This window comes from Azospirillum halopraeferens DSM 3675 (assembly GCF_000429625.1).
In the GTDB taxonomy this organism is placed as follows: domain Bacteria; phylum Pseudomonadota; class Alphaproteobacteria; order Azospirillales; family Azospirillaceae; genus Azospirillum; species Azospirillum halopraeferens.
In genome coordinates, this window is sequence record NZ_AUCF01000034.1 from 38,085 (window position 1) to 50,572 (window position 12,488).

Genomic DNA, 12,488 nt, shown 5'->3' on the forward strand with positions numbered 1-12,488 from the left:
ATGGCACCGCTCCTGTTGCTCACGCTCTCGCTGCTGGCGTACGCCGGCGGCGGGACGGCCTCCCTCCTCCTCGGCAGGAACGAGCGCGCGGCGATTGCGACCGCCGGCCTGTCCGGGGCGGCGGCGGCCGTCCTGGGCCTTGCCGCCTCGCTGCCGGTTGTGATCGCCGGAGCGGGCCCCGTCTTCGACGCAGCCGGCCCCTATCCCTTTGCCCGTTTCGTGCTGCGTTTCGACGCGCTGGCCGCCTTCATGGTGCTGGTGATCTCACTCATCAGCCTCGTCACGTCGATCTACTCCCTGGCTTATGTCCGGGAATATTCCGGCCGCGGCGTCGGCGCGATGGGGTTCTTCATGAACCTCTTCATCGCTTCGATGATGCTGGTTGTGGTGGTCGATAACGCCTTCTGGTTCCTGATCTTTTTCGAGATGATGACGCTGGCCTCCTATTTTCTGGTCATCTTCGACCGGGATGAGAAGTCGGTGTCGGCAGGCTTCCTGTACTTCCTGGTGGCGCACGCGGGTTCGGTGGCGATCATGGCCGCCTTCTTCATCCTGGCCGCGCACGCGGGAAGCTTCGATTTCGAGGCGTTCCGCCACACCAGCCTGTCGCCGGGCGCGGCCTCGGTGGTGTTCCTGTTGGGCTTCCTGGGCTTCGGCGCCAAGGCCGGCATGATCCCGCTGCACATCTGGCTGCCCTCTGCCCACCCCGCCGCCCCGTCGCACGCCTCGGCGCTGATGTCGGGCGTGATGATCAAGATCGGTGTGTTCGGCATCATCAAGGTCGGGGTCGACCTGCTGGGCGGTGGTATCGCCTGGTGGGGCCTGCTGGTCCTGGCCTGCGGCGCGGTGTCGTCGGTGCTGGGCGTGATCTACGCCCTGGCCGAGCACGACATCAAGAAGCTGCTGGCCTACCACAGCGTGGAGAACATCGGCATCATCCTGATGGGCGTCGGCGTCGGCATGGTCGGCGTCGCCACTGAGCAGCCGGCGGTCGCCGTGCTCGGCTTCCTCGCCGGGCTCTACCACCTGCTCAACCACGCGGTCTTCAAGGGCCTGCTGTTCCTTGGTGCCGGCGCGGTGATCTCGCGCATGCACACCAAGGACATGGAGGAGATGGGCGGGCTGGCCCGGCGCATGCCGTGGACGGCCGCCGCCTTCCTCACCGGCGCACTGGCGATCTCCGCCATTCCGCCGCTCAACGGCTTCGTCAGCGAGTGGTTCGCCTATCAGGCGCTGTTTTCGGCGGCGCTCGGCGGCTCCTTCGGCGTGAAGCTGCTGGCCCCCGTCGCCGCCGTGGCGCTGGCGCTGACCGGCGCGCTCGCCGTGATGTGCTTCGTCAAGGCTTACGGGGTCACCTTCACCGGCCAGCCGCGCAGCGCACACGCTGCCCACGCGACGGAAGTGCCGAAGGAGATGCTGGCCGGCATGGGCGTCCTTGCCGGGCTGTGCGTGCTCCTCGGACTCGGTGCGCCGGTGGTGGCGCCGGTCATCGGGCGGGTCGCCGCCGCGGTGGCGGGCCAGGGCCAGCTTGCGCTGGCGCACGGCACCCTGGTGGCGCCGGGCAGTCTCGATCAGGCCGCGCTGTCCACCCCGCTGGTCGCGGTGCTGCTGCTGGGCCTGCTGACCCTGCCGCTGGCCATCGTCGGCTATTTCAAGGGCCGCCGCTCGGCCGGGCGCCGGACCGAAGGCGCGTGGCACTGCGGCTACGCCGAGGATCCGCACATGGCGGCCACCGCCGGCAGCTTCGCCGCCTCCATGAAGGTGAACTTCCGGCCGCTCTACCGGGTGCGCACCGTGCTGAACCACGGTTCGGAGGCGCTTGATGCCGGCCTGCGATGGACCACCGCCATGGCGACCCGCGTCGAACCGACATGGGATGCGGGCATCGTCGCCCCGGTCACCCGCGGCGTACAGGCTGTCGGCCAACAGGTGCAGCGGATTCAGCAGGGGGACTTCCGCGTTTACTGCCTCTACATCGTGGCGGCGCTGGTCGTTCTGCTGTTCGCCGCGGTTCGATAGGAGCGCCGGACCATGACCACTCTCAGCTTTCTCATCCTGGCCGTGCTACAGGCGCTCCTGCTCCTGCTCGCAGCCCCGCTGCTTTCCGGCTTCACGCGGGTGATGCGCGCCAGGATGCATTCCCGCCGCGGCCCCGGCCTGCTGCAGGACTACCGGGACATCCTCAAGCTGCTCAAGCGGCAGGACGTCACCCCGCCGGCCTCCGGAATCGTCTTCCGGGCCATGCCGTACATCCAGATCGCGACCATGCTGCTGGTGGCGATGGCGCTGCCGGTGCTGACCCGCGTCTCGCCGGTCGGCGGGGCCGGCGACCTGATCACCGTCATCTACCTGTTCGCGCTGTCGCGCTTCTTCTTCTCGCTCTCGGGCATCGATTCCGGCAGCTCCTTCGCCGGAATCGGCGCCAGCCGCGAAATGACCATGGCCATCCTGATCGAGCCGATCATGCTGCTGGCCCTCATGGTCACGGCACTGCTCGCCGGCTCCACCAACATCGCCGGCATGGGCACTGCCATCGCCGAGGGCACGATCCACGCACCGCTTGCCGCGATCCTGTGCGCCGTCGCCTTCGCGTTCGCCAGCTATGCTGAGATGGGCAAGCTGCCCTTCGACATGGCGGAGGCGGAGCAGGAACTCCAGGAAGGCCCGCTCACCGAATATTCCGGCCCGTCCTTCGCGCTGCTGAAGTGGGGGCTGAGCCTGAAGCAGGTGGTCGTGGTCGCCCTGTTCCTCAGCGTCTTCGTGCCCTTCGGCAGCCCCGCGGAGCCCTCCTTCCTCGGTCTGATCGGCGGACTCGCAGTCTTCGCGGTCAAGATCGTCGCGGCGTTCGCCATCGCCGCGCTGATCGAGAACAGCATGGCCCGCGGCCGCTTCCTGATGACGGCGCGGGTGACGTGGGCCGGGTTCGGCACCGCGACGCTGGCGTTCGTCTTCTTCCTCGCCGGCCTTTGAGAGCGAAAGGAACATCGACATGGACAAGCTCGCTCTCGCCGCCATTCTGGTGTCGTTCATCGGGGCCGGCGTGATCCCGCTGCTGCCGCAAAAGGCGGCCAAGTGGGTCTGCCAGGCCGGCGCGGCCATCGCCTTTCTCTTCGTGCTGATCCTGACCGTGCGCTTCGGCACGGGCGGCACACACGCGACCACCACCACCCTGCTGAGCGTCGGGGACATCCAGGTCTTCGGCCTGACCGTCGACAGTCTCAGCGTGCTGATCGGCTTCGCCGTCGTCTTCATCGGCTTCCTGATCACCGTCTACTCCGGCGCCTACCTCAACGCCGGCAACCGGGAGCACCCGGACAGCGGGCGGCGGCGCTACTATGCCTTCCTGCTGGCCTTCATCGGTGCCATGGCCGGCCTGGTCTTCTCCTCGACGATCATCGGCCAGTTGGTGTTTTTCGAGATCACCGGCGCCTGTTCCTGGGGCCTGATCGGCTACTACGAGAAGCCCCGGGCGCTGCGCTCCGCCATGAAGGCGTTGCTGGTGACGCACCTGGCCTCCATCGGCCTGTACGTCGCGGCCGCCTACCTGTTGCTGGGCACCGGCAGCTTCGCGCTCGCCGGCATGGCCGGGCTGGGCGACACGGCCAAGGTCATCGTCCTCTTCGGCATCCTGATCGCCGCCTGGGGCAAGTCGGCGCAACTGCCCTTCCACGTCTGGCTGCCCGACGCCATGGAGGCACCGACGCCGATCAGCGCCTACCTGCACGCCGCGTCGATGGTGAAGGTCGGCGTCTACATCTTCGCCCGCGCCATCGCGTCCTCGGGCGAGGTGCCGCCGGTGGTCGGCATCGTCGGCGCCACCATGGCGGTGGTCACGCTGATCTACGGCTTCGTCATGTACCTGCCGCAGAAGGACCTGAAGCGACTGCTCGCCTACTCGACCATCACGCAGCTCTCCTACATCTTTCTGGCGCTGTCGCTGGCCAGCCTCGGCTCCGAACTGGCGTTCAAGGGCGCCATCGCGCACATCTTCAACCACGCCTTCGCCAAGACCCTGTTCTTCCTGGTCGCCGGTGCCCTCAGCTACACCTGCGGCACCCGCATGCTGCCGTCGCTGCGCGGCATCATGAAGCGCATGCCGCTGGTCGGCATCGCCTTCTGCGTCGCCGCGCTGGCGATCACCGGGGTGCCGCCGTTCAACGGCTTCTTCAGCAAGTTCGTCATCTTCGCCGGCGGCTTCGAGGTGTCGGGCCAGCATCTGCTGATCCTGCCGCTGATCGTCCTGGCGATGATCGAATCCATCGGCAGCTTCGCCTGGTTCCTGCGCTGGGTCGGCTTCTCCGTTCCCGGCCCGTCCTCCACCGAAGTCGCCACCGCCGCACCGCTGCCCGTCGCCATGCAGGTCGTGCTCGTCACGCTCGTGATCATGTCGGTGTGCTCCAGTTTCATCGCGGCTTCCTGGCTCGGTTAAGGAGACGGCCATGCACGGAATCCAACTCGTCAACGCCCTTGCCGGTCTGCTCGTGATCACCTCGCTCCTGGTGATCGAGGCAAAGAAGCCGGCAACCTCGGCGATCCTCTACGCGCTGCAATCCTCCGTCCTGGTGCTGGTCTTCCTGGCGCTGGCCGCCACCACCCGGGCGCACGAGCTGTACGTCTGGTCGGGCACCGCCTTCGTTACCAAGGTCGTGCTGGTGCCGGTCATCATGTACCGGGCACTCGGCTCGCTGCACGACCCGGCAACACCCGAAGGCGGGCTCGGCGCGACCCGGGCGCTTCTGCTCGCCGCCGCGGTCGTGGTGCTGAGCTTCCTGGCGGTGTCCTCGGTGCAGCTTCCGGCGATCGCCGAGCTGAAGCCGGCACTGGCCATCTCGCTGGCGCACTTTTTCCTCGGCCTCACCTGCATCGTTACGCAGCGCAACATCCTCAAGCAGATCTTCGGCTATTGCCTGATGGAGAACGGCTCGCACCTGACGCTGGCACTGATGGCGCCCAAGGCGCCGGAGATCGTCGAGATCGGCATCGCCACCGACGCGATTTTCGCCGTGATCATCATGGTGGTCATCGGCACCCGGATCTTCCGCACCCTGGGCACGCTGGACAGCCGGCAGCTCACGGAACTGAAAGGCTAGGCGGAGATGATTGACATGGCCCTCCTCACGCTCCTGCCCGTCCCGCTGATCGCGGCCCTGGTGCAGCTCACCGCGTGCCATTTCCGCCCGCTCAGCCGCAGGACCGTCGAGGCGGTCCACCTGGCGAGCATCGCCCTGGTCCTTGTCCTGTCGCTGCTGACCGTGCGCGGCGTTGCCGTGCACGGCCCGGTGACCGCCCTCGGCCACTGGCTGCACGTCGATGCGCTGGGCGCCGTCTTCCTGGCGCTGATCGGCGTGGTCGGCTTCCTGACCGGCCTCTATTCCATCGCCTACATGCGCCACGACCTGGCGCACGGCGAGGTGGACGACCGGAAGCTCGGCGTCTACTACGGCTTCTTCAGCCTGTTCCTGTTCACCATGCTGCTGGTGGTCACCGCCAACAACATCATCATGATGTGGGTGGCGGTGGAGGCGACGACGCTGGGCTCCGCCTTCCTGGTGGCGCTGTACGGCAAGCGCTCCTCGCTGGAAGCGGCATGGAAGTACCTTGTCATCTGCACGGTCGGCGTCGCCTTCGGGCTGTACGGAACGGTGCTGGTCTACGCCAACGTCGCCGCCGCGCCGGTCGGCATCGAGGGTGCCGCGTTCTGGACCGTTCTGTTGCAGCACGCCGACGTGCTTGACCCGACGTTGGCGAAGATCGCCTTCGTCTTCGTGCTGGTCGGCTTCGGCACCAAGGCCGGCCTGTTCCCCATGCACGCCTGGCTGCCCGACGCCCACAGTGAAGCGCCGAGCCCGACCAGCGCGCTGCTCTCCGCCGTGCTGCTGAATTGCGCGCTGTTCATCGTCATCCGCTTCGACATCCTGGTGTCCAAGGCCGTCGGGCCGGCCTTCCCGCACATGCTGCTGCTGGGCCTGGGCGTGCTGTCGCTGGCCGTCGCCGCGCTGTTCGTCGTCGTGCAGCGCGATCTCAAGCGCCTGCTGGCCTACTCCAGCGTCGAGAACATGGGACTGATCGCGATAGCGCTGGGCATCGGCGGCCCGCTGGGCGTCATGGCGGCGCTGCTGCACACGGTCAACCACAGCCTGGCCAAGGCGCTGCTGTTCTGCGGCTCGGGCAACATCCTGATGAAGTACGGCACGCGCGACCTCGACACCGTCAAGGGCGTGCTGCGGGTGGCGCCGGTATCGGGCGTGTTGCTGATGGCGGGCGCGCTGGCGCTGGGCGGCATGCCGCCGTTCAACGTGTTCGTCAGCGAATTCCTGACCGTCACGGCGGGCATCGACGCAGGTTACGGATGGCTGATGATCGTCTGCCTGGTCCTTCTGACGGTCGTCCTCGCCGCCTTCGTCCGAATGATCGCGGGCTCGATCCTGGGTGCCAGCCCGCCCACCGTCGCCAAAGGCGACGTCGGACCTCTGGCACTCGCCCCGATGGCGGTGCTGCTGGTGATGATGCTGATCATGGGCGTGCGCGTCCCGGCACCGGTCGCCGGTCTGCTCCGGGAGGCTTCAGCCATCGTGCTCGCCACCGAGGGCTCCGACGCCCTGGCCCTGCGCATGCCGTGGCAGAACGCGACCACCGTTACCCTCGCCGAGCCCGTCGACGCCGGCCGCCCGACCTGCTCACCGAACGCCCTTCGCCGCACGGAGATCGAAGACCATGCTTGCTCCAACCGATACTAAGGTCGGCAAGACCTACATCGACGCGTTGCGGCTGAAGTTCCCCGACGTCGTCCTCGAGGAATCCTGGCAGGCCGACAACCAGGCGACCATCACCGTCGATCCCGGCTCCCTGCCGGCGGTCGTGGAGGAACTGCACTATGGTCAGGGCGGCTGGCTCTCCGTGGTGGTGGCCAACGACGAGCGCCCGCTGAGCGGCCACTACGCCGTCTACTACGTGCTCTCCATGGAGGGCGTGGAGAAGAGCTGGGTGGTGGTGCGCGCCGTCGTCGATCCCGAGACGCTGGAGTTCCCCTCCGTCACACCGAAGGTGCCGGCGGCGGTGTGGGGCGAGCGCGAGGCGCGCGACATGTTCGGCCTGCGCCCGGTCGGCCTGCCGGACGAGCGCCGGCTGGTGCTGCCGGACGACTGGCCGGACGACCTGTACCCGTTGCGCAAGGACGCGATGGACTACCGGATGCGCCCGCAGCCGACCACCGACACCGAGACCTACAAGTTCATCAACGAAGCCAGGGGCGAGACCACGGTGGTCCCGCTGGGCCCGCTGCACATCACCTCGGACGAGCCGGGCCACTTCCGCCTGTTCGTGGACGGCGAGACGATCGTCGATGCCGACTACCGCCTGTTCTACGTGCACCGCGGCATGGAGAAGCTGGCCGAGACGCGGATGGGCTACGACGAGGTGACCTTCCTCGCCGACCGCATCTGCGGCATCTGCGGCTTCACCCACTCCGTCGCCTACGCCAACTCGGTCGAGAACGCGCTGGGCATCGTGGTGCCGCCGCGCGCCGGGGCGATCCGCAGCATCCTGCTGGAGGTGGAGCGCCTGCACAGCCACCTGCTGAACATCGGGCTGGCCTGCCACTTCGTAGGCTTCGACACCGGTTTCATGCAGTTCTTCCGGGTGCGCGAGAAGGCCATGACCATGGCCGAACTGCTGACGGGCGCACGCAAGACGTACGCGCTCAACCTCATCGGCGGCGTGCGCCGCGACATCCTGAAGGACGAGCGCTCCAGGACGCTGACCCTGATCGCCGAGCTGCGCCGCGAGGTGCAGGAACTGGTGGACATGCTGCTGGCCACCCCGAACATGCGCCAGCGCACCGAGGGCGTGGGGCGGCTGGAGACATCCATCGCCCGCGACTACAGCACGGTCGGCCCGGTGGTGCGCGGCAGCGGCCATCGCCGCGACGTACGCGTGCTGCACCCCTTCGCAGGCTACAAGGGCGCGCCGCTGCCGGTGCACGTCATGGAAGGCTGCGACGTGCTGTCCCGCGTGCTGATCCGCACCCGGGAGGTCTTCGACTCCCTGGCGCTGGTCGAATACTTCCTCGACACCATGCCCGAAGGGCCGTTGCTGCTGGAGGGCTTCACCTTCAAGCCGCACCGCTTTGCGCTGGGCTACACCGAGGCCCCGCGCGGCGAGGACGTGCACTGGACGATGCTCGGCGACAACCAGAAGCTCTACCGCTGGCGCTGCCGGGCGGCGACCTACGCCAACTGGCCGCCGTTGCGCTACATGCTGCGGGGCAACACGGTGTCCGACGCCCCGCTGATCGTGGCCAGCATCGACCCCTGCTACTCCTGCACCGACCGCGTCACCGTCGTCGATGTCCGCAAGCAGAAGTCCATGATCATTCCCTACAAGGACATGGAGCGCTACTGCCGCGAGCGGACCGGCTCGCCGCTGAAATAGAGACCCAGCCATGATCAAGCTGCTCAAGATCATCCTGAAGGCGGGCGAGGCGACGGCGAAGTACCCGTTCGCGCCGCTTCCCATCAGCCCTAACTTCCGCGGCAAGCCGGAGTACGACGCCAAAGACTGCATGGCCTGCGGCGCCTGTACCATCGCCTGTCCGGCGAACGCCCTGTCGATGGAGACCGACCCGGATGCGGGGACCCGCACCTGGTCGATCTTCTACGGCCGCTGCATCTTCTGCGCGCGCTGCGAGGAGGTCTGCCCGACCGGGGCCATCGAGCTGTCGGACGACTTCGAGCTGGCCGTCTTCAACCGCGACGACCTGTTCAAATCGGCGACCTTCGCGCTGGCGCCGTGCCGCTGCTGCGGCACGCCCTTCGTGGCCCGCAAGGAGGTCGACTACGTCATCGAGCTGCTGGTGCACCAGGGCCTGCCGCGCGAGGCGGCGGAACAGCGCCGCGGCTTCTACGAGACCTGCCCGGACTGCCGGCGGCTTCAGGAGGTGGATCGGGCCACCCGGCAGGCCGGCATGGTCCATGCGGCGCCGGCCGCCGCCCCGCCGGCCAAAGCCGCCCCCGCGGAGATGGAGACCGCCCCATGACCACGACCATCACCGGCCCGGCCGTCGGCCGCGCGCCCGGCGCCGTCCCGCTGACGGAATCGCAGCAACTCGCCCGGGCCAAGGCGACGCTGCTGAAGGACATCCGGCGCTCCGCCTACGTCTACCGGGTCGATTGCGGCGGCTGCAACGCCTGCGAGATCGAGATCTTCGCGGCGATCACCCCCGTCTTTGACGCCGAGCGGTTCGGCATCAAGGTGGTGTCTTCGCCCCGCCACGCCGACATCCTGGTGTTCACCGGCGCGGTCACCCGCGCCATGCGGATGCCGGCGTTTCGCGCCTACGAGGCGGCGCCCGATCCGAAGATCTGCGTGTCCTACGGGGCCTGCGGGTGCAGCGGCGGCATCTTCCACGATCTCTACTGCGTCTGGGGCGGCACCGACAAGATCGTGCCGGTGGACGTCTACATCCCCGGTTGCCCGCCGACGCCGGCCGCCACCATCCACGGCTTCGCCGTGGCGCTGGGGCTGCTGGGCCAGAAGATGAAGGCCGAGCACCACGTCGAGCAGCCGGGCGAGCGCGTCGCCGTGGCGCACCCGTCGATCCCGCTGAACACCCGCGTGGCGCTGGAGCGCGAGGCGCGCCGCATGGCCGGCTACCGCCAGGGCAGCCAGATCGCCGAGCGCTTCCTGGCGATGCTGGAGACCGCCGGCAACCAGCCCGTCGAGCAGCGCATCGCCACCTACCTCCAGCAGGAGAACGACCCCCGCCTGACGGAGATCGTCGGCTCGCTGAGCCGCATCTGCCTGCGCGCGGAGGACGTGTCATGACCGGACAGCGCGTCGTCATCCACCAGCTGACGCAGAAGTTCCTGGACAAGGCGGATGTGCCCGCGCAGTCGGAGCAGGTCATGTACTACGCGCTGGCGCTCGGCCACCACGTCGGCGTGATCGACTGCCTGTCCACCCTGCTCGACATCCCGGACGACGCGTTCGGGCGCTGGATCGAAAAGATCCCGAACGCGGAGGCGCGGCGCAAGCTGGTCGGCGTGCTGCGCTTCGGTGAGATCGTCATCGACACCACGCACACGCGCCTGCTGCGCTCCGCCCTGGCCGAGGCCCTGCCCGGCCTGGAGCCGGAGGAGGAGGGCTGGGCGCGAACGCTCGACACCGCGATGCGGCAGATCGACGCCGAGCCGGCGATCTACCTGATCGGGAGGCTGCGCTGATGCCCGGAAACCTCATCCTCGCCGTCGGCAACGCCATGCTGGGCGACGACGCCGCCGGCCCCATGCTGGCCCGGATGCTGGAGAACGACCCGGCCCCGGGCTGGAGCGTCATCGACGGCGGCTCGGCGCCGGAGAACCACGTGCACCGCGTGCTGGCGGAAGCGCCCGACACCGTGCTGGTGGTCGACGCCACCGACATGGGGCTCGCCCCCGGCGAGGTCCGCCGCGTGGACGAGCGTTTCATCGCCGAGCAGTTCATCATGACCACCCACGATATGCCGCTGTCGTTCCTGATCGAACGCATCCGCGAAGTCGTGCCGGAGGTGGTCTTTCTCGGCATCCAGCCGGACATCGTATCGTTCATGTTCCCGGTCACCCCCGCCGTCCAGCGGGCGGTTGAGGACGTTCACGCCCGTCTGAAAAAGGGAGACGCATTGGAGACGTTCGAGTGCCTGCCCCCCGCATGATTGCGTTTACGGAGGAACCGCCATGGGTACGAATGAAATCCTCGGCATGGACGCCTATTCGCCGGCCGAGATCGAGGAAAAGGTCGAGAAGCTGGGAGTGAAGAAGGCAAACACCCCGCCGCTGGCCAGCTTCATGCTGTCCATGGTCGCGGGGGGAAGCATCGGGCTGGGCGCGATGTACTACTGCATCGTGATCAGCGACCCCACGTTGGGCTTCGCTGCCAGCCGGCTGCTGGGCGGCCTGGTGTTCTGCCTCGGACTGGCGCTCGTGCTGATCGCCGGGGCCGAGCTGTTCACCGGCAACAACCTGATCGCCATGGCCTGGGCGGATGGCAAGGTCGGCACCGGCGCCATGCTGCGCAACTGGACGCGGGTGTGGTTCGGCAACCTCGTTGGCACGCTGGTGCTGGTCTTCCTGGTCTATATGGCGCACCACACCGACCTGAACGGCGGCCGGGTGGGGCTTGCGGTGTTGCAGACCGCAGCGGCAAAGGCCGCCAAGCCGATGGTGACCGTCTTCTTCGCCGGCATTCTCTGCAACATGCTGGTCTGCCTGGCGGTGTGGCTGGCGATGGCCGGACGCACGGTGACCGACAAGATCCTTGGCCTGATGCTGCCGGTGTCGGCGTTCGTCGCCGCCGGGTTCGAGCACAGCATCGCCAACATGTACTATTTCGGCATGGCGCTCGCGCTGAAGGCCACGGGCCATGTGCCGGAAGGCTTCGACGATTCCGCCATTACGCTGCTCGGCGCGATGCACAACATCATTCCGGCAACGCTTGGCAACATCGTCGGCGGCAGCGGCTTCGTGGGCATCGTGTACTACGTGATCTACCGCAAGGGCTTCGGCGCCAAGCCGGCCCCCGCGCCGGAGCCGGCTTTGGCCGGCGGTTCCGTCATGGAGGCGCAGGGCGCCGTCGTGAAGGCGCAGCATTGAGCGGGCCTGTCGACAGCACCCCTCGGGACCCGCCCGTGGACGCGGCGAGCAGATCCGCGTGCGCAGGCTGGTCCAGGGGGTTGGTTTCCGCCCGTTCGTGCACCGCATCGCCGGCCGGCATGGTTTGGCCGGCGACGTGCTCAACGACGGCGAAGGCGTTCTGATCCGCGTGCCGGGTGTGGATCGACGTCCAAGTCCCGGCCAGGAGCTGATGCCGCCCAAGCCATCAATATCTCGAAGAAAATCATCTTCCGGAGTGGTCTTTCATCGGCGCTGATGGAGGGCCATCCCTGGAGGCGGATTAACATGAAAAATTAATCTGTTACTGTGCCCGGGACAGTGGCCGGGACCTGGGCGCCGCCCCACACTAGCGCCTTCGATCAGCGTAATGCGAGGCCCGTGCTTCCTCCCAATGAGGGTAGGTTACATACGCGGTCAACGCTCCGTTGTTCGATGCGTGGATAGTGACGCGTTCGCCTTCGGGCATATAAACAATGTCTCCGGGTTCAGCAGTCACTGTTCCGACGTTGCTCGTGATGGAGATCTCTCCCTCGAGCACAATCATCGTGTCGTAAACAGCGATGACCTCTTCCAACACTGCTCCCGGGCCATAGCGACCGAACCCGACCGTGACCGGTCCACCATGCCGCTGGTCCACGACGTTGGCGGTCTCGATCAGCGCTTCCTGCTCATCCAGGCGCTCGAAATGGGCGTCGGCGATGGCAAACTTCTGCACGGGCATGGAGTTCTCCTATTTCTTGCCGGAGCGCGAAGAGTGCGCCGGGCCGGCGAGCCTTGGCCTTTGTCCAACCGTTCCTTGAGGCGGAATACGTGCTTTAATTGGTGTTCAGTGCCAAGCGATTC

The 12,488-nt window shown here is 67.4% G+C and carries 13 protein-coding genes; 12 read left to right on the forward strand and 1 reads right to left on the reverse strand.

The window, feature by feature from the left end:
- Genes hyfB through G472_RS38310 form a run of 12 tightly spaced genes read left to right on the forward strand, consistent with a single transcriptional unit; the run spans position 1 to position 11,901 of the window.
- Positions 1-2,019, forward strand: a complete 2,019-nt coding sequence (hyfB, locus tag G472_RS0122080; RefSeq protein ID WP_029010110.1) for a hydrogenase 4 subunit B — start codon at positions 1-3, stop codon at positions 2,017-2,019.
- Positions 2,020-2,031: 12 nt separating this feature from the next.
- Positions 2,032-2,970 (forward strand): respiratory chain complex I subunit 1 family protein, encoded by a 939-nt coding sequence (locus G472_RS0122085; RefSeq protein WP_029010111.1) that lies wholly within the window; start codon positions 2,032-2,034, stop codon positions 2,968-2,970.
- A 19-nt stretch (positions 2,971-2,989) separates the two neighbouring features.
- A complete protein-coding gene (locus G472_RS0122090) occupies positions 2,990-4,429 on the forward strand; it encodes a hydrogenase 4 subunit D (protein WP_029010112.1) in 1,440 nt (479 codons plus the stop codon).
- Positions 4,430-4,439: 10 nt separating this feature from the next.
- Complete coding sequence (gene hyfE, locus G472_RS0122095) at positions 4,440-5,090, forward strand: hydrogenase 4 membrane subunit (protein WP_029010113.1); 651 nt, start codon at positions 4,440-4,442, stop codon at positions 5,088-5,090.
- 15 nt (positions 5,091-5,105) lie between these two features.
- Entirely contained in the window at positions 5,106-6,737 is a 1,632-nt protein-coding gene (locus G472_RS34945) for a hydrogenase 4 subunit F (protein WP_245593557.1), read from the forward strand.
- Positions 6,715-8,430 (forward strand): hydrogenase large subunit, encoded by a 1,716-nt coding sequence (locus tag G472_RS0122105; RefSeq protein WP_029010114.1) that lies wholly within the window; start codon positions 6,715-6,717, stop codon positions 8,428-8,430. The genes G472_RS34945 and G472_RS0122105 overlap by 23 nt, the downstream gene beginning before the upstream one ends.
- A gap of 10 nt (positions 8,431-8,440) precedes the next feature.
- A complete protein-coding gene (locus G472_RS34950; protein ID WP_084536841.1) occupies positions 8,441-9,034 on the forward strand; it encodes a formate hydrogenlyase complex iron-sulfur subunit in 594 nt (197 codons plus the stop codon).
- Positions 9,031-9,822 (forward strand): NADH-quinone oxidoreductase subunit B family protein, encoded by a 792-nt coding sequence (locus G472_RS0122115; protein ID WP_029010115.1) that lies wholly within the window; start codon positions 9,031-9,033, stop codon positions 9,820-9,822. The genes G472_RS34950 and G472_RS0122115 overlap by 4 nt, the downstream gene beginning before the upstream one ends.
- A complete protein-coding gene (hycH, locus tag G472_RS39060; RefSeq protein WP_029010116.1) occupies positions 9,819-10,220 on the forward strand; it encodes a formate hydrogenlyase maturation protein HycH in 402 nt (133 codons plus the stop codon). The genes G472_RS0122115 and hycH overlap by 4 nt, the downstream gene beginning before the upstream one ends.
- Positions 10,220-10,687 (forward strand): hydrogenase maturation peptidase HycI, encoded by a 468-nt coding sequence (hycI, locus tag G472_RS39065; RefSeq protein ID WP_035693401.1) that lies wholly within the window; start codon positions 10,220-10,222, stop codon positions 10,685-10,687. Before hycH ends, hycI begins: the two co-directional genes overlap by 1 nt.
- Positions 10,688-10,709: 22 nt before the next feature.
- Positions 10,710-11,624: a formate/nitrite transporter family protein gene (locus tag G472_RS34955; RefSeq protein WP_051341140.1), complete on the forward strand. Its 915-nt coding sequence runs from the start codon at positions 10,710-10,712 to the stop codon at positions 11,622-11,624.
- A gap of 58 nt (positions 11,625-11,682) precedes the next feature.
- On the forward strand, positions 11,683-11,901 hold the full coding sequence (locus tag G472_RS38310) for an acylphosphatase (RefSeq protein ID WP_211100233.1): 219 nt from the start codon (positions 11,683-11,685) through the stop codon (positions 11,899-11,901).
- A 90-nt stretch (positions 11,902-11,991) separates the two neighbouring features.
- On the opposite strand, the gene G472_RS34960 is transcribed toward G472_RS38310, so the two are convergent.
- On the reverse strand, positions 11,992-12,366 hold the full coding sequence (locus tag G472_RS34960) for an AraC family ligand binding domain-containing protein (protein WP_035693402.1): 375 nt from the start codon (positions 12,364-12,366) through the stop codon (positions 11,992-11,994).
- Positions 12,367-12,488 lie beyond the last annotated feature (122 nt).

Bases quoted from the DNA above. Each gene is read 5' to 3' on its own strand.
- hyfB (WP_029010110.1), top strand. From the start codon at position 1: ATGGCACCGCTCCTGTTGCTCACGCTCTCGCTGCTGGCGTACGCCGGC.
- G472_RS0122085 (WP_029010111.1), top strand. From the start codon at position 2,032: ATGACCACTCTCAGCTTTCTCATCCTGGCCGTGCTACAGGCGCTCCTG.
- G472_RS0122090 (WP_029010112.1), top strand. From the start codon at position 2,990: ATGGACAAGCTCGCTCTCGCCGCCATTCTGGTGTCGTTCATCGGGGCC.
- hyfE (WP_029010113.1), top strand. From the start codon at position 4,440: ATGCACGGAATCCAACTCGTCAACGCCCTTGCCGGTCTGCTCGTGATC.
- G472_RS34945 (WP_245593557.1), top strand. From the start codon at position 5,106: ATGGCCCTCCTCACGCTCCTGCCCGTCCCGCTGATCGCGGCCCTGGTG.
- G472_RS0122105 (WP_029010114.1), top strand. From the start codon at position 6,715: ATGCTTGCTCCAACCGATACTAAGGTCGGCAAGACCTACATCGACGCG.
- G472_RS34950 (WP_084536841.1), top strand. From the start codon at position 8,441: ATGATCAAGCTGCTCAAGATCATCCTGAAGGCGGGCGAGGCGACGGCG.
- G472_RS0122115 (WP_029010115.1), top strand. From the start codon at position 9,031: ATGACCACGACCATCACCGGCCCGGCCGTCGGCCGCGCGCCCGGCGCC.
- hycH (WP_029010116.1), top strand. From the start codon at position 9,819: ATGACCGGACAGCGCGTCGTCATCCACCAGCTGACGCAGAAGTTCCTG.
- hycI (WP_035693401.1), top strand. From the start codon at position 10,220: ATGCCCGGAAACCTCATCCTCGCCGTCGGCAACGCCATGCTGGGCGAC.
- G472_RS34955 (WP_051341140.1), top strand. From the start codon at position 10,710: ATGGGTACGAATGAAATCCTCGGCATGGACGCCTATTCGCCGGCCGAG.
- G472_RS34960 (WP_035693402.1), bottom strand. From the start codon at position 12,366: ATGCCCGTGCAGAAGTTTGCCATCGCCGACGCCCATTTCGAGCGCCTG.